The sequence below is a fragment of the Bacillus sp. FJAT-49736 genome, from assembly GCF_018343615.1.
Lineage (GTDB): Bacteria > Bacillota > Bacilli > Bacillales > Bacillaceae_C > Margalitia.
Window position 1 is genome coordinate 313,922 of record NZ_JAGYPI010000003.1, and the last position, 21,374, is coordinate 335,295.

20 protein-coding genes are annotated in these 21,374 nt (G+C 36.3%); 14 read left to right on the forward strand and 6 right to left on the reverse strand.

Annotated features, from left to right (window positions below; genetic code table 11):
- Positions 1–186 precede the first annotated feature (186 nt).
- The 3 genes from KHA87_RS17595 (at position 187) to KHA87_RS17605 (ending at position 1,731) form a co-directional block, all read left to right on the forward strand.
- Positions 187–783 carry a hypothetical protein gene (locus KHA87_RS17595; RefSeq protein WP_213095483.1) on the forward strand — a complete coding sequence of 199 codons (597 nt, stop codon included), beginning with the start codon at positions 187–189 and terminating at the stop codon, positions 781–783.
- Positions 784–944: 161 nt separating this feature from the next.
- The gene (locus KHA87_RS17600) at positions 945–1,340 is read left to right on the forward strand and encodes a VOC family protein (protein WP_213095484.1); all 396 of its coding nucleotides are present in this window, start codon (positions 945–947) and stop codon (positions 1,338–1,340) included.
- A gap of 13 nt (positions 1,341–1,353) precedes the next feature.
- A complete protein-coding gene (locus tag KHA87_RS17605) occupies positions 1,354–1,731 on the forward strand; it encodes an MmcQ/YjbR family DNA-binding protein (RefSeq protein ID WP_213095485.1) in 378 nt (125 codons plus the stop codon).
- A gap of 35 nt (positions 1,732–1,766) precedes the next feature.
- Here the strand turns inward: KHA87_RS17605 and KHA87_RS17610 are convergent, their stop codons facing one another.
- Positions 1,767–2,678 carry a DsbA family protein gene (locus KHA87_RS17610; protein ID WP_213095594.1) on the reverse strand — a complete coding sequence of 304 codons (912 nt, stop codon included), beginning with the start codon at positions 2,676–2,678 and terminating at the stop codon, positions 1,767–1,769.
- 209 nt (positions 2,679–2,887) lie between these two features.
- Here KHA87_RS17610 and KHA87_RS17615 point away from each other — a divergent pair, with 209 nt between their 5' ends.
- The 9 genes from KHA87_RS17615 (at position 2,888) to KHA87_RS17655 (ending at position 13,266) form a co-directional block, all read left to right on the forward strand.
- Positions 2,888–3,439: a TetR/AcrR family transcriptional regulator gene (locus KHA87_RS17615; RefSeq protein WP_213095486.1), complete on the forward strand. Its 552-nt coding sequence runs from the start codon at positions 2,888–2,890 to the stop codon at positions 3,437–3,439.
- A gap of 783 nt (positions 3,440–4,222) precedes the next feature.
- Entirely contained in the window at positions 4,223–5,215 is a 993-nt protein-coding gene (locus KHA87_RS17620; RefSeq protein ID WP_213095487.1) for a DMT family transporter, read from the forward strand.
- Between the two features lie 270 nt (positions 5,216–5,485).
- Positions 5,486–5,842: a PadR family transcriptional regulator gene (locus tag KHA87_RS17625; RefSeq protein WP_249310566.1), complete on the forward strand. Its 357-nt coding sequence runs from the start codon at positions 5,486–5,488 to the stop codon at positions 5,840–5,842.
- A gap of 143 nt (positions 5,843–5,985) precedes the next feature.
- Positions 5,986–6,870 carry an ABC transporter ATP-binding protein gene (locus tag KHA87_RS17630; RefSeq protein WP_213095488.1) on the forward strand — a complete coding sequence of 295 codons (885 nt, stop codon included), beginning with the start codon at positions 5,986–5,988 and terminating at the stop codon, positions 6,868–6,870.
- Between the two features lies 1 nt (position 6,871).
- Positions 6,872–8,083 (forward strand): ABC transporter permease, encoded by a 1,212-nt coding sequence (locus KHA87_RS17635; RefSeq protein ID WP_213095489.1) that lies wholly within the window; start codon positions 6,872–6,874, stop codon positions 8,081–8,083.
- Between the two features lie 183 nt (positions 8,084–8,266).
- Positions 8,267–10,072, forward strand: a complete 1,806-nt coding sequence (gene pepF / locus KHA87_RS17640; RefSeq protein ID WP_213095490.1) for an oligoendopeptidase F — start codon at positions 8,267–8,269, stop codon at positions 10,070–10,072.
- A gap of 364 nt (positions 10,073–10,436) precedes the next feature.
- Positions 10,437–10,991 carry a histidine phosphatase family protein gene (locus KHA87_RS17645; protein ID WP_213095491.1) on the forward strand — a complete coding sequence of 185 codons (555 nt, stop codon included), beginning with the start codon at positions 10,437–10,439 and terminating at the stop codon, positions 10,989–10,991.
- 139 nt (positions 10,992–11,130) lie between these two features.
- Positions 11,131–11,568, forward strand: a complete 438-nt coding sequence (locus tag KHA87_RS17650; RefSeq protein ID WP_213095492.1) for a MarR family winged helix-turn-helix transcriptional regulator — start codon at positions 11,131–11,133, stop codon at positions 11,566–11,568.
- A 342-nt stretch (positions 11,569–11,910) separates the two neighbouring features.
- The gene (locus tag KHA87_RS17655) at positions 11,911–13,266 is read left to right on the forward strand and encodes a DHA2 family efflux MFS transporter permease subunit (RefSeq protein ID WP_213095596.1); all 1,356 of its coding nucleotides are present in this window, start codon (positions 11,911–11,913) and stop codon (positions 13,264–13,266) included.
- 200 nt (positions 13,267–13,466) lie between these two features.
- Here KHA87_RS17655 and fabF read toward each other — a convergent pair whose 3' ends face one another.
- A complete protein-coding gene (fabF, locus tag KHA87_RS17660; protein WP_213095493.1) occupies positions 13,467–14,702 on the reverse strand; it encodes a beta-ketoacyl-ACP synthase II in 1,236 nt (411 codons plus the stop codon).
- 115 nt (positions 14,703–14,817) lie between these two features.
- Here fabF and KHA87_RS17665 point away from each other — a divergent pair, with 115 nt between their 5' ends.
- Positions 14,818–15,654: a helix-turn-helix transcriptional regulator gene (locus KHA87_RS17665; RefSeq protein ID WP_213095494.1), complete on the forward strand. Its 837-nt coding sequence runs from the start codon at positions 14,818–14,820 to the stop codon at positions 15,652–15,654.
- Positions 15,655–15,822: 168 nt separating this feature from the next.
- Here KHA87_RS17665 and KHA87_RS17670 read toward each other — a convergent pair whose 3' ends face one another.
- The 3 genes from KHA87_RS17670 to KHA87_RS17680 form a co-directional block, all read right to left on the reverse strand.
- Entirely contained in the window at positions 15,823–16,380 is a 558-nt protein-coding gene (locus KHA87_RS17670; protein WP_249310568.1) for a M15 family metallopeptidase, read from the reverse strand.
- Positions 16,381–16,559: 179 nt separating this feature from the next.
- On the reverse strand, positions 16,560–17,525 hold the full coding sequence (gene uvsE / locus KHA87_RS17675; protein WP_213095496.1) for a UV DNA damage repair endonuclease UvsE: 966 nt from the start codon (positions 17,523–17,525) through the stop codon (positions 16,560–16,562).
- A 298-nt stretch (positions 17,526–17,823) separates the two neighbouring features.
- Complete coding sequence (locus KHA87_RS17680) at positions 17,824–18,189, reverse strand: carboxymuconolactone decarboxylase family protein (RefSeq protein WP_213095597.1); 366 nt, start codon at positions 18,187–18,189, stop codon at positions 17,824–17,826.
- Positions 18,190–18,349: 160 nt separating this feature from the next.
- Here KHA87_RS17680 and KHA87_RS17685 point away from each other — a divergent pair, with 160 nt between their 5' ends.
- On the forward strand, positions 18,350–18,640 hold the full coding sequence (locus KHA87_RS17685; protein ID WP_213095497.1) for a transposase: 291 nt from the start codon (positions 18,350–18,352) through the stop codon (positions 18,638–18,640).
- A 192-nt stretch (positions 18,641–18,832) separates the two neighbouring features.
- Here KHA87_RS17685 and KHA87_RS17690 read toward each other — a convergent pair whose 3' ends face one another.
- Positions 18,833–20,077 carry an aminopeptidase gene (locus tag KHA87_RS17690; protein ID WP_213095498.1) on the reverse strand — a complete coding sequence of 415 codons (1,245 nt, stop codon included), beginning with the start codon at positions 20,075–20,077 and terminating at the stop codon, positions 18,833–18,835.
- Between the last annotated feature and the right edge of the window lie 1,297 nt (positions 20,078–21,374).

Here is a 21,374-nt window from a genome sequence, read left to right on the forward strand (position 1 = left end):
TTTATAAAGAAGCGTCATTTTTGATACACCAATTTGCTATTAGGTTCTATTGCAGCAATACATACAATATTTTTTTACATAGACATAAATTTTTTCTGCTAAGTAAAACACCGTAAATAACTTAATGGTTTATAATGTTAATAATCGAAAATTCATCTTTTTGGATAGCGGAGGAGCGAAACGAAGATGATGAAAAATGTATTTTTAGTTTTACTTGGTTTGGCCATAGCTGTGTTACTGTACTTTATAGTATTGCGTCCTGAAACTACCTCTAAACAAAAATCAACTACTTCTGAAAAATTTACTGCCACTTCCGAAGTAAGTACTGATGCTTTAGATAATAAAATTTGTGCACAGTTGTCTAATCAATCAGATGTTCCTGCTAAAATCGATTTTATTGATGTCAAGTCTACCTTAGTTTTTTGTGAGAATGATATAGGAGTCATGCCGGTGCTTGTCAATAAAGATTTCACGGAAGTAAAGAAAGCCTTTCATGCTTTGGATTTTGGTGAGTTTAAAGAGGAATTAGCAGATAGAGGATATATTGCTTGGCAAGCGGATAGTGAGCCGAAAGGAAAATTTTCGCTGATAAGCGGATTTGCTACTGACAAGGTAAGGACGATCATCATTAATAGTGAAAATGATACTGTACCAAACCGATTGTACATCCGGGATAACCTGTGGTTTTGGTACTATCCTTTTGCTAAAGAGAAAGTCAATATGCCTGTTAAAGTTACTGCTTATGATGCAGATGGTAACGATACTACCGAAGGATTCGAATAAATGAATTATTGGTGCCTGTCCTTCAGTTACGTTTTAAAGTAACGGGGGTCAGGCACCTTTCTGTATATTTTTCTATTTTATTATCGATAATAGAGAGGAATTTGAAGGAAAAAACAGAATGACTTTGAAGTATGAATAATTTATGGAAATGGGAGGACGTTATGGGGAGATTAGTTCATTTTGAAATTCATGTAAATGATATGGATCGTGCAAAGAAGTTTTATGGAGAGGTATTCGGCTGGTCATTTCAAGATTGGAGTGAGTATGCAGGAATGCCTTATTTTGGAGCTGTGACTGGCGATGAAAAGGAACTTGGAATCAATGGTGCATTAATGCAACGACAAGGTGCATCTCCGGAAACAAACCAGGCTATAAATGGATATGCATGTACAATGGGAGTGGAAAATTACGATTTAACGGAAGCTAAAATTTTGGAGAATGGCGGAAAAGTCGCCTTGCCTAAATATGCTTTGCCGGGAATGGCATGGCAGGGATACTATATTGATACGGAAGGCAATACTTTCGGGATTCATCAGCCAGACGAGAATGCAAAATAGGAATAATAATAATATGGTACAAAAAAATCTCCATGAGGGAATGCTAAAAAATTTACGGAATATCTGTCTAGCTTTACCAGAAGCTATTGAGCACATTGACGGTTTCGGGCATAATACCTTTAAAATAAATGGAAAATCATTCGTTATTTCAGGAGAAGGCGACAAAGGATTCCGCTTATCGTTTAAGTCAGACCGGGAAACCCAAGAAATATTGCTACAGAAAGATCATTTTTTCAAAACACCATATATCGGACATCATGGTTGGGTATCTATCCAAAATCCGCATGGAGAAGTCTGGGAGGAATTGATTGATCTAATTCAAGAAGCATATTTACGAGCAGCACCAAAGCGTTTGGTTAAGAAATGGAAAGAAGATTTCTATAAAAAGTGAAGAAAGGCGGAATGACTGCCTTTCTTTCGCCTTTTCTATTTTATATATGTGCAATAGGATTCCCCGAGTATTTCCTTCACTTGATAACTACCAGGTGAAAGCTCTTTTTCAATAAAAGTGTTCATATCCGATTTTTCAACATCGTACATCACTTCAATTTCCTTTGAAAATAGAAGTTTTTCTTTTTCAAGTAAGCGTGAAAGAGACGGTTGTTGCTTAGGACATAGTTCTTCTGCATTTAGAACTTGTTTTAATCCGTCAACATAGTATTCAAACGGGCGGCCACCAACAATTTTTACACCTTTATTTTCCTCATTGATCATGATAATAGTAGGAAAACCTCTGACACCTAAGCGTTTGGCAAGACCAAAATCTTCATTCAATAATTGTTGTCCAATTGGTTGTTCGGCTTCATTTATAATTGCATCTCCATTAAGACCTAGGGATTTTACAATTTCTATTAGAACGGATTTATCTCCAATATTTTGATTAAATGCGAAAAGTGCTTCTCTTGCACGGCGCAAATATTCATATGCTTTTGCATCATTATGGTTTTTCTGAATAACCTTAAATACTTGAGAGGGTGGGTAAGAGGATTGAACAGGATTATCTATCATTAAAGTCCCATCAATTGGCATTCTGGAATATTCCCCAACTTCTCTCCAGTGACCAGCAACATCGGCTGGTTTATAAATTCCGTTTGCAGGATCGATTGGACCATCATGCCATTTTTCCAGTAAACCGCCCATCACTGTATGAAAGTTAAAATAATCGCCATATTGCTGTATAAAACGGCGAAGAACTGGTTCGAGTGCCCAGCAATGAGAACAAATAGGGTCTGACACATAATAAAGATCAATTGTTTTCTTCGGTTGATTAAAGTCAATGAACTCCATTTCCTCCTCTCCAGCAACTCCGCATACACCTGTTTCTAAATCACAAATCATATTATTAGTGTTCGACAATTTATTTTTCCTCCTTAAATGTGTTTATAGTAATTTCCACTTTTAAAAAAATATTTGAAAAGGAATCCATTTATTTGCCTTGCAATTGTATTTTAATTCATAATTAAAACCATCAATACCAATAGTTAATTGGATTTGTTGTTTATACAACAGATTGAAGAAATTGTTTAAAAAGTAGGAGGGACTTTTAATTGACACAATCAAAGATTGATCCCCGAATTCTACGTACTCGAAAATTAATCATGGATTCTTTTATTGAACTTTCAGCTAAAAAAGAATTCAAGGATATTACCGTTAAGGATATATCTACAGAGGCAATGATTAATCGTGCAACATTCTATTATCATTTTGAGGATATATATGACTTATTGGAAAAGGTATTATCTGAAGTTCTACTGATTAATTTAAATGGTAACCTCGAGCAAAAAGAACTCAATGAAGAATCGATTGTTAGTATTTTCATAGCTATCACGAACTTTCAAAAATCTTTATCTAATCGTTGTCATAGAGGTTATGAAGACACCATTGCACGTATTATTAGGGAACAGCTCGAAATCACTTTTTACAAAATGCTGCTAAAACAAAATGCAACAGAAGAGGATGAGGCTCTGAAACTAACTGCTGTTATACTAAGCTGGGGAATATACGGAGCTTCTGTAGAATGGAGAAGAAATGAAAAGAAGGTTCCCCCCGAAGAATTTATCCAATCAGCGATACCTTATATAATGTCTGGGTTTGAATAAACAGAGGGGCGATTCTTGTATTCATAAAAGAAACACAGGAATCGTCCTCTCATCCCTGAATTTGACATGAAAAGTATAAACATGTAACATAGAATATGTTGTTTTAGAAATTCACCAAATTCCCCTTTTCAAGTGCAGATAGCTTTGTTCACTTGTTTTTTTTTTAGATGAATCCAATTTGAATCATTTTCAGATAACAGACTCCTTTTTTATCCATTCGTGTCACACAAAACCATCATCGGTAATTATTACCAGGAAAGCATTTCCACGTTTGTTTTTATACATCTTACCAAATGAAGATTAATTAATTCGTGAATTTGGGACATCTCCTTAACACATTAGGTTGAGGTGCTGGACCATCATTTTTCCCCTTTTCTCAATTGGATTTTTTATAACATCCTTTAAGCAGTCTTACACCTGATTAATGTTGGTAAGGCGCGGCTAATCCGTAAGGAATACTTAGCAGAGCAAACACTCCTGTGCTTTATTTTGCTTTGCTTAGAAGGAAACACTTTTCTTGCATAATTAAATGCAATATACATTGCCAGCCGGCATGGAAAAGGATAAGCATGGAACGTGTGCGACGCGCCATTTTATATTTTCTAGCAGGTGCGCGGCAAGGCATGCTCATTCTTTTTCCAATCGTCAACATACAATGAATCGAAAATATTTGTAGGTTTTATAGTGATGAACATGTTGATTTAGTAGCTATATCAGATAATAAAGCTGATTATTAATTTGGCCGGTTTCCAATGAAATTACTTTTGGAAAGAGGTTGAGTTGATGAATGCAAAAAGTATGAAGAAAAATAGAATAGGTTTAGGACTAGGGGCTACTTCAGCGGTTGCTTGGGGAATAGATACGGTAATAATTGGTATTATAATAGCGAGTACACCTTTTAAACAGGGGATTGTACTTGCTCCAATAATAGCCGCTTTCATGCATGACTTTTTTTCTGCGCTATGGATAACTTTATCTATGATAGTACAAGGTGAATTTATTAATGTATTGAAGTTGTTAAAAACAAAGAGCGGAGCGATTTTAGTTTTAGGAGCCTTATCCGGTGGCCCATTGGCCATGACTTTTTATTTTCTCGGCATTCAATATGCGGGAGTAACTTATGCGGCAAGTATTTCTTCTATATTTCCTGGGATAGGTGCTTTGCTTGCTTTTACATTTTTGAAGGAAAAAATGACTGGAAGAACTTGGATAGGTGTTGCTTGTAGTATCGTCGGAGTGATTATACTTGCCTATACACCATCAAAAGTCCACGTCGATAGTCATTTTTACATCGGAATATTGTTCTCATTTGGTGCTGCTATATTTTGGGGGCTGGAAGGTGTAATCGGTGCTTGGGGTATGAAAGGAAATAAGGTTGCTCCTCTATATGCAATTAATATAAGACAGATGACCTCTGCACTCTGTTATGCCATATTCATTGTTCCATTCATTTATGGTTATCCTTTGGCTTTTCAAGCAGCTTCTTCTCATATAGTATGGTTAATCGTGATTGCAGGTTTACTAGGAGCTGCTAATTATTCCTTATATTACACATCCATTAAACTAATCGGTGCGGCTAGAGGTCAATCTCTTAACAATACCTATGTATTCTGGGCGATTGTAACCGAAATAATTTTTATAGGAACTCCTATTAGCCTTGAATTTGTCATAGGAACGGGAATCGTCCTTTTAGGTTCCATCCTTGTTTCAGGAACAGGAAACGTAAAAAAATCAAAAGATATAACGATTAATAGTGCTAAAGCAACCGAGGCTTAGGATTAGGAAACAGCAATATTCATACAGAAGTTTGTAAAAATAGTGAGTGGAAGAATGATCCTCTTTTGCTTTCATAAAAAGGTAAGTAACCCTAAGGAAGTCATTTCTTAGGGTTATTTTTTATACCTTTCTATATCGCTATGAAGATGCTTTCACCAGGAATACGCTAAATTTTTTTGAAACAATTGACAAATAAAATGGTAAAATTTATTATATCAATTAATGATATATCTAAAATGGATATACCACATCAGAATAGAAGGTGTTTTTTTGTCCAGATCTAAAATGATGGATATGAACCAGTTAACCGATCCAGCTTATTATATTCTGCTATCTGTACTTGAAGCCAAGCATGGCTATGCCATTATGAAATATATAGAAGAAATAACAAATGGTAATTTTAATATTGGACCTGCGACACTATACACCTTACTGAAGAAACTGCAAAGCGCCGGTTTTATTGCCCAGGATGATACGAACGATCATCGACGGAAAACCTATATTGCAACATCAATGGGGAAGGCGGTTTTGTGGAATGAAATGACACGAAGAAGGCAAATGGTGGAGCATGGTATGGAAGCATTCAAGTTATTGGATGGGGAAACAGAATACGAAGTGGAGAAATAGGGAGTATATCATTGGGAGAGGATAAGTTTTCCCTGAAGAATAATAATACAATAATGACGTAGCTTGCAGAAGAAGGATGGTTGCTTTTCTATTAAAATAGTAAAACAAATACAATATTCTTAAACATAAAGGGAGGGGTCATTATGGGTTTAGAGATAAGAAATTTAAGTAAAAGTTTTGGAGATACGAAAGCGGTTCAAAATTTATGCTTTTCATTGGGGAAAGGCGAGGTGCTAGGTCTTCTCGGAAGAAATGGTGCAGGCAAAACGACGACCATTAAAATGCTGCTTGGCTTGTTAACACCGGATCAAGGGGAAATTACATGGGATGGAGGGGAACTGGATCGTTCAAAGGTCTCTGTAGGATATCTTCCAGAAGAGCGCGGGTTGTATTTGAAAAGCAAGATTATGGATCAACTTCGTTATTTTGGAGAGCTGGAAGGCATGAGCCGTTCCCAAGCGGATGAGGCAATTGATTATTGGCTTGAAAAACTTGAAATAACCGAATATAAAACTAAAAAGGCAAGTGAATTATCAAAGGGGAACCAGCAAAAAATTCAATTAATTGCAACATTATTGCATAATCCGGAATTGATTATCCTCGACGAACCATTTAGCGGTTTGGATCCTGTGAATGCTAATATGCTAGCTTCTATCATTGAAGAACAGATTAATGCTGGAAAAACAGTCATCCTCTCTAGTCATCGCATGGAGCAAATTGAAAGCTTCTGTGAATATATCTGTCTAATGAAGAAAGGCGAAGCAGTTGTAAAAGGGCGCTTGGATGATATTAAACAAAATTATGGATATCGCAATTTGACCATTTCTAGCAATAAGGATATCGAAGCTGCTTTGAACGAGTGGAACATTCCATTTGAAATAAAACAAGCGGATATTGTCATTAAAGTTACGAATGATAAAGAAGCAATTGAACTCCTAAATCGATTCGAGGAACACTCCATTTCTCTTCGTAACTTCAAAATGCTGGAGCCGACGTTAAATGAAATCTTTATTGAGAGGGTAGGATAATATGGGGAAATTTATGACGGTTTTTACGTTTCATTTAAAAGAGGCATTAACTTCAAAGTCATTTGTCATTGGTAATTTGATTACGTTGATTATAATTGTTGGTGTCTTCGGCTTTAATCATCTCTCATCTAAAGAATCTAAGGATAAAGTAGCTTTAATAAATACTACTTCTTATGAAACGGATATTAATTTGCTGAATAATGGTCTGAAATCAGTGAAGCTTTATCCCGAGGAAAAAAATAATCTGGGGAAATTAAAGCAGCAAGTAAAACAAGGGGATCTGGACGGTATTATTGAAATAACAGAAAAGAATGGGTTACCGGCTCTTACTTACCAATATAAATCGTTTGCTGATCAAGAACTAGTGGCAATTTTATCGCAAAAAATCCAACAAGTTGGTATTGATAAAACCATTAAGGATTCAAGGGTCGATCCGAATGTTGCAGCAAAACTACTAGCACCTATTTCAGTTGAAAATATAGCCTTAAAAGATACGAGCGGTACATCTGGGATTGTGTATATTTTTGTTTTCTTAATGTATATATTAATCCTTGGGCGTGGGCAAATGATTGCAAATACCATTACTGCCGAGAAGTCGTCACGTGTTATGGAAATTATGATTCCGAAGGTAAAACCAATCTTTATGATGTATGGAAAAATTCTAGTACAGCTCGTTATTGGATTAGCTGACATAGTGGTGATGATACTAGGATTTCTTGTTAGCTATGCTTTAGGCTGGTTTAATGGACAACAATTTTCCTTGTTTGGGTTTCATATTGATTTAAGTAATTTAACACCATTCATTATTATATGTTTTATTATTTATTTTACATTAGGATTTTTACTGTACGCGATTGGGTATGCCGCGGTTGGTGCGGTTGTAAGTCGAACAGAAGACTTAAGCTCTGTATCCTTTCCGATTATTTTATGTATTATGGCTGCTTTCTTTATTGGCATTAATTCCATTTTTGCGCCAGCTTCAACACTTGTTACAGTTTGTTCATATATCCCTGTTACTTCTCCAATTGTAACGTTTTCAAGAATTTTAGCAGGAGAAGCTGGCTATTTGGAGATGGGGATTACCATCGTCATTCTTCTTGCAAGCATTACAATCCTAAACCATCTAGCAAATCGAATTTACTTAAATGGTGTTATGAATTATAGTGGGAAAGTTAAGTTTAAAGATGTTGTTCAAATGGCGAAAAAGCATTAATAACTTTGTATATGTAATTTAAATTAAAAGCTGGGAGGAATCTCGGCTTTTATTATTTTATTACGGAATATACGTCATATAAAACTTTTCAAACATTCAGTATTCTTGTACAATAAAACTAATCGTTTCGGAAGACGAAATATTTCGTAATGCCCAATTTGTTGTTTGAAAGGAGAATTTTTAATGGACTCAATAAAGAACAAGACATTAACCCGTTCAGAGGTTCCAGTTGAAGAAACATGGGATTTGAGTGATTTATTTAAAACGGATGAGGATTGGCGCAAAGAATTAGAAGCGATAGAGAATGATATTCAGACGGTAACGAAATTTAAAGGTCAGCTTGCAAATGCTCAAAATTTATTGGATTGTTTACATGCTAGAGATTTATTAATAGAACGAATGGTTCGTGTGATGACATTTGCCAGCCTTCGTCAATCAGCTGATGGAACAAATGCTATTAATCAAGCAAATTCCGCGCTTGCGGCATCTTTGGCTTCTAATGTTAGTGCGAGTTTATCATTTATTAATTCTGAAATTCTTGCTCTTCCAGAGGAAAAGATAAAACAGTATTTAGAACAGGAAAAAGGGTTAAAGGATTTTTCAAAAACCCTAACGGATTTACTAGAATTAAAGGACCACAGATTATCCCCTGAAACAGAGGAAGTGCTAGCTGCTTTCGGGGAAGTGCTGGATTCCCCATATATGATTTACGAAAGAAGCAAAACATCTGATATGAGGTTCTCCTCCTTTTCTACCGAAAATGGAGAGGAATACCCGTTAACGTTTAACTCATATGCAAAATTGGAGGAATCGCCTGATACAGAGCTGCGCAGAAAGTCATATAACTCTTTTGTGAGCACACTTGATCAATATAAAAATACTTATGCTGCGACCTATGCGACAGAAGTGAAGAAACAGGTCATCGAGGCAAGATTACGAAAATATGATTCTGTTACTGATATGCTTTTACATGATCAGCAAGTAACAAAAGAAATGTATTACAATCAATTAGATACGATTTTAAAAGAATTGGCACCACATATGCGGCGTTTTGCAAAGTTAAAAAAGCGTGTATTAGGCCTAGAGGAATTTTATTATAGCGATTTGAAAGCTCCTCTTGATCCGGGGTATAATCCTGAAATCTCTTATGAAGAGGCTTCTAAGCTTATTCTAGAAGCTCTTAATGTTATGGGACCGGAATATATGGAGATTATAGAGCAAGGTTTGCATAATCGCTGGGTAGATAGAGCAGATAATATTGGAAAGAGATCCGGGGCATTCTGTTCCAGTCCTTATGGGGCTCATCCTTATATTATGATGACATGGAATAATTCTATGAGAAATGTTTTTACACTGGCTCATGAATTAGGTCATGCCGGTCACTTTGTACTTGCCGGACGTAATCAAATACTTTCGAACACACGTCCTTCCCGATATTTTGTGGAGGCACCATCGACCATGAATGAATTATTATTAAGCAAATACATTTTAAATCAGTCTACCGATGTGAGAATGCGCAGATGGGTAATCCTCCAATCATTAAGTACGTATTATCATAATTTTGTTACTCATATATTAGAAGGGCAGCTTCAGCGTCGCGTATATGACTTAGCTGAAAAAGGTACACCGATTACAGCCAAAGTTTTATGCGAACAAAATATGGAGCTTCTAGCAGATTTCTGGGGAGACAGCGTTGAACTGGACGAAGGTGCTGGTTTAACTTGGATGCGACAGCCTCATTATTACATGGGCCTTTATCCATATACGTATTCGGCAGGACTTACTGCTTCCACTGCGGCTGCACAAATGATAGAAGAGGAAGGTGCACCAGCAGTAGAGCGCTGGCTGGCCGTATTAAAAGCAGGTGGAACACTAAAACCACTAGATCTGATGAAACTGGCTAATGTGGATATGTCTACATCTGCACCGATTAGCAAAGCTGTTGCATATGTTGGGCCCTTAATAGACGAGTTGGAAAGCGGGTTTTAGTTGTTACTAGCTGGGAAAATGAGTGAACAGTTGGTTGTTTGCTCATTTTTTCTGTTTACTATTACTAGGGGTTGAAAGAAAATTTTTAGGTAAAAAGTCCTGATTTACGAGAATAGCATGGAAATTCGCGAGATTAAGTATCATTTTCGCGAGAATAGAGCTGAAATTCGCGTGATTAGACACCTTTTTCGAGAGAAAAAGGATGAAAATTCACGGGAGTAAACTCCATTTCACAAGAATAGGGTAATATTCGCGTGATCATGTTCCATTTTTGCGAGAAAATACATAATCTTTCATCATAAGGCATAAGATTTCGAGCGTAATGGACAGTAATATCTTTATAAGAACAAATTTTGGAGGAATTATGGAAACAAATTTGTATTTTGTTCGTCACGCACATTCTACTTTTACACCAGAAGAGCTAAAAAGACCATTATCTGAGAAAGGACTCAAGGATGCAACAAGAGTAACAGAGCTTTTAAAGGATAAAAAAATCCATCATGTAGTATCCAGTCCATATTTAAGAGCAGTTCAGACAGTACAAGGAATAGCTTCTGTAGCTGGTAAGGAGATTCATATTTTAGATGGTTTAAAAGAAAGGAAATTAGCTGCTGGAGTAGTGGAGGATTTTGAAACTGCGATAAGAAAGGTTTGGGGAAATCCTGATTTTGCATGGGAGGGCGGGGAATCAAACAATACCGCGCAGCAAAGGGGAGTCCAAGCTACTAAAAAGATATTAAAGAACTTTGCAGGAACCAACATCGCTATTGGAACTCATGGCAATATAATGGTCTTAATTATGAATTACTTTGATCGACAATATGGATTTGAATTTTGGGAGCAATTAGCCATGCCTGATATATATAAGCTTTCTTTCGAAAATGATGAGTTCCTCGGCTGCTCTAGGATATGGGAATAAAATGCTTGAGTTTATAAATCTATTGTTCACATAAAAAGGATTTATTAAATAAGTATCAAACCACAAAAGCCAACCAAATTGACATCAAATACCTGGTTTTGTATAGTAGTGGCGAAGAAGATGATTGGAGTGAATCGGTTTGATACCAAACTCTGAAATACAAAATTTAGATCTTATAGATTTATTGAGTGAACGTCATACTTTGGTCCGTAAAATATCAGAAAAGGCGTGGAACGATAGCAGTGAAATTTATATTTCCAATTCTGAATGGTATATTATGGCCAGGATATATAAGAAGCGTCCAACTATCTCGTATGTTACCAAAAATGTTGAAATATCCCGTCAGGCCATACATAAATTTATCCAAAATCTTGCTGCAAAAGGATTAGTGGAAATTAGTAATGCAGAAAATAGTAAGAAAGAAAAGTGCATACAGTTAACTGCATTGGGAAATGAATGCTATGAAAAAAACGAAGCTCTTAAATCACAGCTTGAGAATAAAATTGCAGAAAAAATAGGAGTTGAGCAAGTAAAGCAGCTTAAAAATCTATTGAAGCTAGATTGGGGACTAGAATAATAATGTGCTCAAATGGTGGATGGACCTTCTCTTGTCAATTGAATGACATTGAGGAGGTTTTTCTTTTTTAAATAAATATTGTCAACTAAGTTGACAATATGAAAATTTATTTGTTATTATTTATTAGTTCGCAAGTGTGTGGGGGTGTACTGCGGAAACAGGATAAGTGCTGAAAATAGAAATCTAGATCTATTTCAGGAGATAGCACTTAATTGTTTGAAATAAAATATCTCGGACAAATAAGGAATGAACCTAAAATGATATTTCGAAGGAGTTTGCTAAGTGAATACACAAATCAATTCAGACATAGCAGCGAAACAACAAGTCAAAACTGGTCCGATTATGGCTTCCCTCTTAGTTGCTGGCTTCGTCGGGCTTTTTAGTGAAACAGCATTAAATATAGCCTTGGGAGATTTAAGTAAAGTATTTCATGCCAGTGCTACAACGATACAATGGCTTGCAACAGCGTATTTTCTAACCTTAGGTATTTTAGTGCCGGTTACAGGGATATTGATGCAAAAATATACTACACGTCAAATGTTCTTAACAGCTATACTTTTAACGATTATTGGCACTATATTAGCAGCAGTAGCTCCTGCATTTGGATTTTTATTGGCTGGCCGAATTATTCAGGCTGCTGGTCTAGCGATTAATTTACCTTTAACACAAAACGTTATTTTTACCATTTTTCCTCCCCATAAACGAGGCGGAGCAATGGGAATCATGGGCTTAGTCATGTTAGCAGGTCCTGCATTAGGCCCAACATTGGCAGGACTGATTATAGATACGTTATCTTGGCATTGGATTTTCTGGGTTACTATTCCATTCTTATTATTCTCTCTTATGTTTGGGCTTCTCTACTTACCTAATGTCAATGAGGTACGTCAGGTTTCCATAGATGGACTATCTGTGATTCTTTCCACTATTGGTTTTGGTGGGATTGTATATGGAGTAAGTATAGCTGGTGATCTTGGATGGACAAGTACAACTGTAATTGGAACAATCATTATTGGTTTAGCAGCACTTCTATTATTTGGACTTCGTCAAACAAAAATGGAGATTCCAATGATGAACCTGAACGCATTTCGTTATCCGCTGTTTGTACTCGGTGTTGTCATGGGCTTTATAACGTTTTTTAATATGTTATCGATGCTCGTTATTTTGCCTATGTATATGCAAATAGCCTTATTAATTGCTGCTTTCACTACTGGGCTAATTCTTCTGCCAGGCAGCTTGCTTAACTGTATACTAGCCCCATCTATTGGCCGTTTATTTGACAAATATGGTCCAAAGGCAGTCATTACACCAGGTACTATTTTAGTAGCTATTGGATATTTTATATATGCACAATTTGGGACAAATACGGCACTATGGATGATGGTTGTGACCCATATTGTTATGATGTTAGGAGTTGGAGCAGTACTAGCAAATGTACAAACGAATACTTTGAATTCACTTCCGAAACAATATTATCCGGATGGAATCGCTTTAACTCAAACTATTCAACAAGTGGCTGGTGCAATTGGGATTGCGGTGATGGTATCCATCTTTTCAGCAAAAGAGCATAGTTACTTAGCTGTTGTAACGGATGAACCTGCTCGGGCGGCAGCATCAGGGTCTTCTCTTGTTTTCACTATTAGTTTAATACTTGCATTGTTAAATGTTGTATTGTCATTGTTTATTAGGATGCCTCAATAATATTCGGGGACGATGCAGAAGGTGCAGTTTTCATACCTTTTACGGAGAACGCACTTTTTAATGGTATAAATGAAATGTGAAGTACTTTGATGGAAAGAAAGCCTGAATATAAAAATACATTAATAGATATGGATAATACTATATTTTGGATTAAGACACCTCCCTTATATGAAATAACTTAGCGAGGTGTCTTGTAAAAATTACTCAAACTTCTTTAAAATTATGGCTGAGTTATGGCCACCAAACCCAAATGAATTCGATAAACCGATTGAAAGCGGCACTTTTCGAGCTCCCTCTGAAACATAGTCTAGATCACATTCAGGATCTGGAGACTCTAAATTAATAGTTGGAGGAATAATTCCTTCTTGTAAACTTTTCACTAACGCAATGGCTTCAACGCCTCCAGCTGCACCAAGCATATGACCAAGCATTGATTTATTTGCTGTAACAGGTATTTGATAGGCAAGATCTCCAAATAACTTTTTGATTGCATGTGTTTCAGAAAGATCCCCAACTAGGGTACTCGTAGCATGGGCACTGATAATATCTACCTCTTTTGCAGATATCCCTGCCTTTAATAGTGCATTTTTCATAGCTAAATAAGCACCTTTCCCATCAGGATGTGAAGCAACCATATGATAAGCATCGGAACTCGCTCCATATCCAATCACCTCACATAAAATAGGAGCATTTCTTTGCAGGGCATGCTCTAAAGATTCAAGGACTAAAATTCCTGCGCCTTCACTCATCACAAATCCATCTCTTTCAGCATCAAAAGGTCTACTTGCCCGTTCAGGATCTTCATTTCGGTTAGATAGCGCTTTGGCATTACCGAAACTGGCTAAGGATAAATTGGTAATTGCTGCTTCGGAGCCGCCAGCAAATATAATATCTGCATCCCCATTGCGAATGGTATTGAAAGCTTCACCGATGGAAGTATTGCCGATAGAACATGCGGTTACTGGGGATAAGGAAGGACCTTGTGCACCAAATTTAATGCTTATTTGCGCCGCCGCTGCATTCGATATCATCATGGGCACTAAATTAGGGCTCACTCTACCTGGACCTCGGTCGTTTAATGTATTTACGCTGTCTATTAAAGTTTGGATTCCTCCAATTCCCGAACCAACATATACTCCAAAACGTTCACGATCTATATTTTCTAGCTGTAATTTAGAAGATTCCAATGCTTCCTCAGCAGCAGCAAGAGAAAACTGAACAAATCGGTCTAATTTCCTTGCTTCCTTTGCACCCCAACGTTCTACTGGATCAAAGTTTCGAACTAGACCTGCAATCCTTGTTTTCAAATTGGATACATCGAAGGTATCGATGGAAGATATACCTGAATTTCCGTTTTTTAGATTGTCCCAGAAGGTATTAACATCATTCCCGAGTGGTGAGATAATCCCCATTCCAGTTACAACAACTTTTTTCATTCTTATGCCTCCAATACTTGTTTTTCTTTATTCTAGCTAAAATATATCCTATTACAAGTTGTTGTTTATCATAGTATAATTAGTACCATGATAAGTAGTAAGAAAGGAGAATAACATGAATCCTGAAACACGATTACAAGCACTATCGGAATTTCTAAAAGCAAAGCGTGCAAAATTGAATCCGCAAATGGTTGGACTTCCATCGGGTACAAGAAGAAGAACTCCTGGACTTCGCAGAGAGGAAGTAGCACAATTGGCTGGAGTAAGTACAACCTGGTACACATGGTTGGAGCAAGGGAGAGATATTAAAGTGTCTGCTTCTGTATTAGATGCAATTTCAGATGCACTGCATTTAAATAGAGATGAACGAAAATATTTATATGCATTAGCAATAGAGGATGGAATTCATCCAGAGTTCACCGATCCGACGGAAAGCGAAATTAACCCGGCTTTAAAAAAGATTCTTCGCGAACTAAAATATTGCCCGACGATTATAACAGATAGAAAGTTGTTCATTGTAGGATGGAATAAAGCGGCAGCAAATGTTTTTATAGATTTTGAGCAAATTCCTACAGAACAGAGAAATCTAGTCCAATTATTATTTTCCAGAAAGGAATTTAGAAGCTTAGCCGTAAATTGGGAGCATTTCGTAAAAGGGTTTATTGCCATTTTTCGTACATATTATGGTCAATATCTGGCTGATAGCTGGTACAAACAATTTATTGAGAATTTGGAAGCAAGTTATCCAGAATTCCATCAATTGTGGAATGAAAGCGAAGTGAGCTCTGCTCCTGAAATTCAGATCGAATTTCGGCATGCAAAGGCTGGTAAAATGATTTTTAATTTAACGTCCATGCAAATACAAGGAAATGAAGATTTAAGATGCAGTATCTACACTCCGGTTGAAAATACTGCAACGGAATCGAAACTTAGACATTTGATGGAAAAATAAATCAGCTATGTAGGAGGAAGTAATTATTTATTCAAAAATGAAACAGTCATTTCCTATCTAATACCGAGCCTTAACCCTTTGCATCCTACCAGTATCTTATCGAAGGCTTTTGGAAATGGGAATCGAAAATGCGGCTTTTTATATACTACTCGATTCCCTTCATTTATACTATTTCGAATCCACAGTGATAGCTGCTTCATCCGGCCTGGCACCCTTCTGCAAATCATTAATCGACAAGCCAAAGTCCATTTGCAGGTGCGGATAGTCTTGGAACCCTAACCAATCGCCACCCCAAGTAAAGCCTAATTTTTTGGCAATATCTACAACCTCGTACCAATCTTGTTTTCCGTTTTTATTTCCATCGTATTCCGTGTCCCAAATTATTTTTCCGGAAGTTGTCTTTAACGCAAAATCCACGGCAAGCCCGTAATTGTGATAAGATTCTCCTCCTTTTGCGTTAGTTACAATACTACCGCTGGTGGTCCTGCCTTTTTTATAAAGCTGATTTTGTTCGTCCGTACTTCGAAACCCGTCTGTGATGACAACATTAATGCCCTTTTTAGCAGCTTTTTGAACTAGCTGCTGTGTTCTTTCCTTTACAATCGGATGGAGACCAGTTGGGAGTGAATGTGGAAGGGACTTCTGATTTTTGTTCGCTTGAAAATATATGATTACTAATAACACAAGCGGAATGATAAATAAAAAATTTCTGGATTTTTTTTTCAAAACTATTATCCTTTCAAAACCTTGGTATATAACTATAGCTGTTTTATTATAGGTTGTTATATTTATTATAATCTTAATGAGGTTCATGGTATTTTTTTAAAACCAAATTAATGACGAAAATAATAGTCTAATTGTTTCATAAACAATTGAGTATTTTGGATAGTTGAAGAGTTTTTTCATCATTTTATATAAAAGGATGCTCCATTAATGATTTCCACATTTGGCCATACTTTAACTTGTTTCATTAATCGGAACAACGCTTTATCTTTTTGCTTTGCTTCAATCATACAATCAATTTGTGGAACGCTTCCTTTGATTTCTTGAAGAAATGTAAAAAACATTTCTGGGTCTACATAATCGGAGTGGTGTCGAAACTCCTTTTCACTTTTTGGACTGGAAATATGCATTTTAATGGGCAGAGGGGATTCCTCCCATGTTTTGACTATGCGGTCCCAGTGTTGTACCCAATGTATATTCTGATGATGAGCCAGATGATGATGATAATCGAACACTAAAGGAATTCCGATTTTTTCACAAAGATAAAGAGTATCTTCAACGGTAAAAGAAGTATCATCGTTTTCAAGCATTATCATTTTTTGAATAGATCTTGGCACAAGCCCCCAATTGTCCACAAATCTTTCAAGTGATTTCTCTGTATCTTTGTAATTACCTCCAACATGCATGACGCAGCGATGCGTTGTATCAATGCCCATATTTTTCAAAAGTAAATAATGGAGCCTTAATGTCATGATGGAATTCTGAAAAATGTTTTTCTTCGGTGAATTAATCAATACAAAATGATCAGGATGAAAGTCCATTCTCATCTTGTGTTCCTTTGCATAGTTTCCTACCTCCCGCAAGGAAGGTAACAGTGGTTTCATATAGTCCCAATCTAGTAGTTCTTCGTGATTGGCAAGTGGAATGAGACGGGAGGTTAGACGGTAAAAGTGGATATCGGATGCGGCATTATGCCTGAGCAATCTAAGTGTATTGCTTAAATTTACTTGGGCAATTCTTTCTAGTTTTCGAAGGGCAGCTTCCCGGTCCCTTATTTTTTGGAATTGGGAAAAAGTCATTGTTTTCGATGGGGATGCATTTTTTAATTCCATGCTCATTGCGACATAACCTAAACGTACCAAAGTCATGACTTTACCTCTTTCATTGGTTTTCTTCCTTATCATTTCAAAAATTCTAGATTATATGTACGTAATGATGTTAAAACACCATTTTCCCTGTCCTTTTATATTGTTATATAGGTTAAGGGAGGCAGCTTCCAAATTTATTAGAAGGAGCTAGCTTAGTACCAGTGGTGGCGAGCTTTTTCGCCTTTCATACTATTCTTTTCTTTTTTGCGATACTATTTGGAATGGCTGCTTGTATTTTTTCCTTAAAGAAATAGACTTCAATGAAAAATCACCCATGGTAAAAGGGTGACTTTTTATGTTAGTGATTTAGTTGATTAAGTTCTTCTATACATTCTTGAACGAGCGTAACCGCTTGACTCATGGAAGCCCCTCCGCCGAAAGCAGCTGTGACTCCTATCGCTTCAAAAATTTCCTCTTCTGTGCATCCCTGATCTAAACAGCCCTTTGTATGATAGATGATGCAATATTCGTCCTGTGAGTATAGGCTGATTCCTAAAGCAATCAATTGCTTTTGCTTTTGGGATAAAACGCCCTCTTTAAAGCACTCTTGTGTAAATGCATTATACTGTTCCGCCAGTTTTGGCATTTTTTTTGTGAAATTTCCTAATCCAATCTTATATTGATATAATGCTTCTTCTGTTGAATTTCTTGCCTCGAACTCCATTAACATAATCATCTCCCGTTTTATAGTCATCCAGGATTTATTATGTGCCCAAAAATTTGTTTCATCCCCTAATAAAAGATTTGATTGTGGAATATTTTGCAAATTTTCTACACACTATACTATTAAATATTGTTGTGTTTGGGGAAGGGTGGTTCGGTACATGAGGTTTCTGATTATTTTGCTGAGTATTATAATTCCAATAGCAATGTATGCTCTCCAATTAAAATGGGCAGCCCTACGATTCCTTTATAATATATTGGCGCTTATTTGTTCACTTGTATTTGGAAATATCTCTGCCCTAGCAATTCTTGAAGTGATTAGAAATAATACGGTATTCATGACTACCATTCATGGGATATTCTTAAATGTCCCTTTTATTATTACTGGCGCTTATTTAGGAGTTTATGTACTTTACCAGTTATTGAATGTAACAAATGCACAAAGAAAATAGGCTCTGAGAAAGAGGCATTTTTAGTGGAATCATGATTTATTAATGTATCTAGGGCGGCTGTTGATCGCAAAGTTTCTTGGTAGATAACTCGTTTGTGGAATGAGGATTTTTTGGAGGGATGTAAGAATCAAACAAGAAAGAAAAGAAGGGCAAGAAATTTACTTTTCTTGCCCAATCATATTATTTTGAAAACTAGATTGCCCAATCTCCATTTCGGAAAATCGGAACTATGGTGCCATCTTGTTTAATGCCGTCAATATCCATTTTGTTAGAGCCAATCATAAAATCCACATGAACAGTTGAAGTGTTCATGCCATTTTTCAATAGTTCTTCCTCACTCATTTTTGTTCCGCCTTGAATGGTAGTCGGATATGCTGCACCAATAGCTAAGTGATTCGAAGCGTTCTCGTCAAATAAAGTATTGAAGAAAATAATATTCGATTGGGAAATTGGTGATGGGTCCGGTACTAAAGCAACTTCTCCCAAACCGGTACCGCCTTCGTTGTCAAAAACCAATTTCTTAATAGCGTCATTGCCTTTTTCTGCTGAAATATCTACGATTTTCCCATCCTTAAAGTGGACTTCAATGCCTTCGATTAATGTACCTGCATAACTTAACGGTTTTGTACTGCGGACTACGCCATCCATGCGGTGGGTATCAGGAGCAGTGAATACTTCCTCCGTTGGCATGTTTGCAATAAACTCTTCTCCCTTTGGATTATAGCTTTCCGCACTTGCCCAAATATGGTTTTTAGGTAAACCTAGGGTTAAATCAGTTCCCGGTGCTGTATAGTGTAGTGCATCAAATTGAATTTCATTTAATATTGCTGCTTTTTCATTCAATGTCTTTTTATGCTCATCCCAGACAGCAACAGGGTCATCTTCATAAACACGGCATACTCTGAAGATTTGATCCCATAGAGCATCCACTTGTTTTTCAGATGTTGAAAGATGAGGGAATACATGTGCAGCCCATCCAGCGCCGGCAGCAGCTGCTACTGTCCATTTCAAATCATCATTTTGAGTAGCAACTCTTTGGGCTTTAAAAGCTTTTCCAGCCACATTTTGATAGGCAGCTACCTTAGCAGGATCCGCTTCATTTAGCAATCCAGGATCACTTGAAACAATGGAAAGGCGGCTTACACGATGATTCAGTACATGGTCTTCTGATTCCTCAATTTCATATTTAGGGATATTTGTTAAAACTTCTGTTGGTTGATGTAAATAATGTAATTTGCTAATTTCATCATCTGACCATTTTACAATAACCTTTTCTGCGCCTAAGCTATAGGCTTCCTTTGTGATTAACCTTGCTAATGGAGCCTGATCAACCGTTATCGTCATTTTTACCCAATCTCCGGGCTGCACATTAATGCCTTTTGCAACTAAAAGCCTTGCATACTTTTGTAAATTTTCTTCAAAATTAGGTAGAACCATTTTTTACCCTCCAATTGGAGGCACATCGACTGCCTCACTTTAATCAGAATATCATGCTCGTTAGTTTAACCGTGATATCAGTTTGATATTATACTCTATCTTGGTGTTTGATTGTACTAATTTGTTTGAGAATTTTCTCTTTTCGTTCAGTAAACGCTTTTTTTCATTTCATGAGAATGACTAATATTTTTGAGTTGGTTAATTATACTACTTGATTAATATGCTTTAGAATCTTTTATCTTTACCGAAAAGAGGTCAAATATATGGAAAAAGATTTAACAAAAAATCAAACAAATATGAAAGACGATGGCACGCTTACGAATCTGCAGGGACATGTGATGATAACAGACATTTTCCTATGTTTTCTGGAGTAATTTGTCTTTCATCGGTCTTATGAAAGACATTTTTTAAAGTTTCTGGAGTAAAAAGTCTTTCATCGGCTTTATGAAAGACATTTTTTCATTTTTGCGGAGTATTTTGTCTTTCATTGGTCTTATGAAAGACATTTTTTCATGTTTCCGGTGTATTTTGTCTTTCATCGGTCTTATGAAAGACATTTTTTAAAGTTTCCGGAGTAAAATGTCTTTCATCGGTCTTATGAAAGACATTTTTTTATGTTTGCGGAGTAAAAAGTCTTTCATCGGCTTTATGAAAGACATTTTTTCATTTTTGCGGAGTATTTTGTCTTTCATTGGTCTTATGAAAGACATTTTTTCATGTTTCCTGAGTATTTTGTCTTTCATCGGTCTTATGAAAGACATTTTTTTATGTTTGCGGAGTAAAAAGTCTTTCATCGGCTTTATGAAAGACATTTTTTTATGTTTGCGGAGTAAAATGTCTTTCATCGGTCTTATGAAAGACATTTTCTCATGGTTTGCGGAGTATTTTGTCTTTCATCGGCTTTATGAAAGACATTTTCTCATGGTTTGCGGAGTATTTTGTCTTTCATCCGCCTTATGAAAGACATTTTCTCATGTTTGCGGAGTATTTTGTCTTTCATTGGTCTTATGAAAGACATTTTTTTATGTTTGCGGAGTAAAATGTCTTTCATCGGCTTTATGAAAGACATTTTCTCATGGTTTGCGGAGTATTTTGTCTTTCATCCGCCTTATGAAAGACATTTTCTCATGGTTTGCGGAGTATTTTGTCTTTCATCCGCCTTATGAAAGACATTTTTTTATGTTTTCCAAAGGATTTTGTTTTTCATTCAATAGAACCTTAAGTAAAACAAAAAGTTTAGATAAGAGTTATTCATTTATGCTATAACTTAAGTAATACTTATATTTTTATAAATATT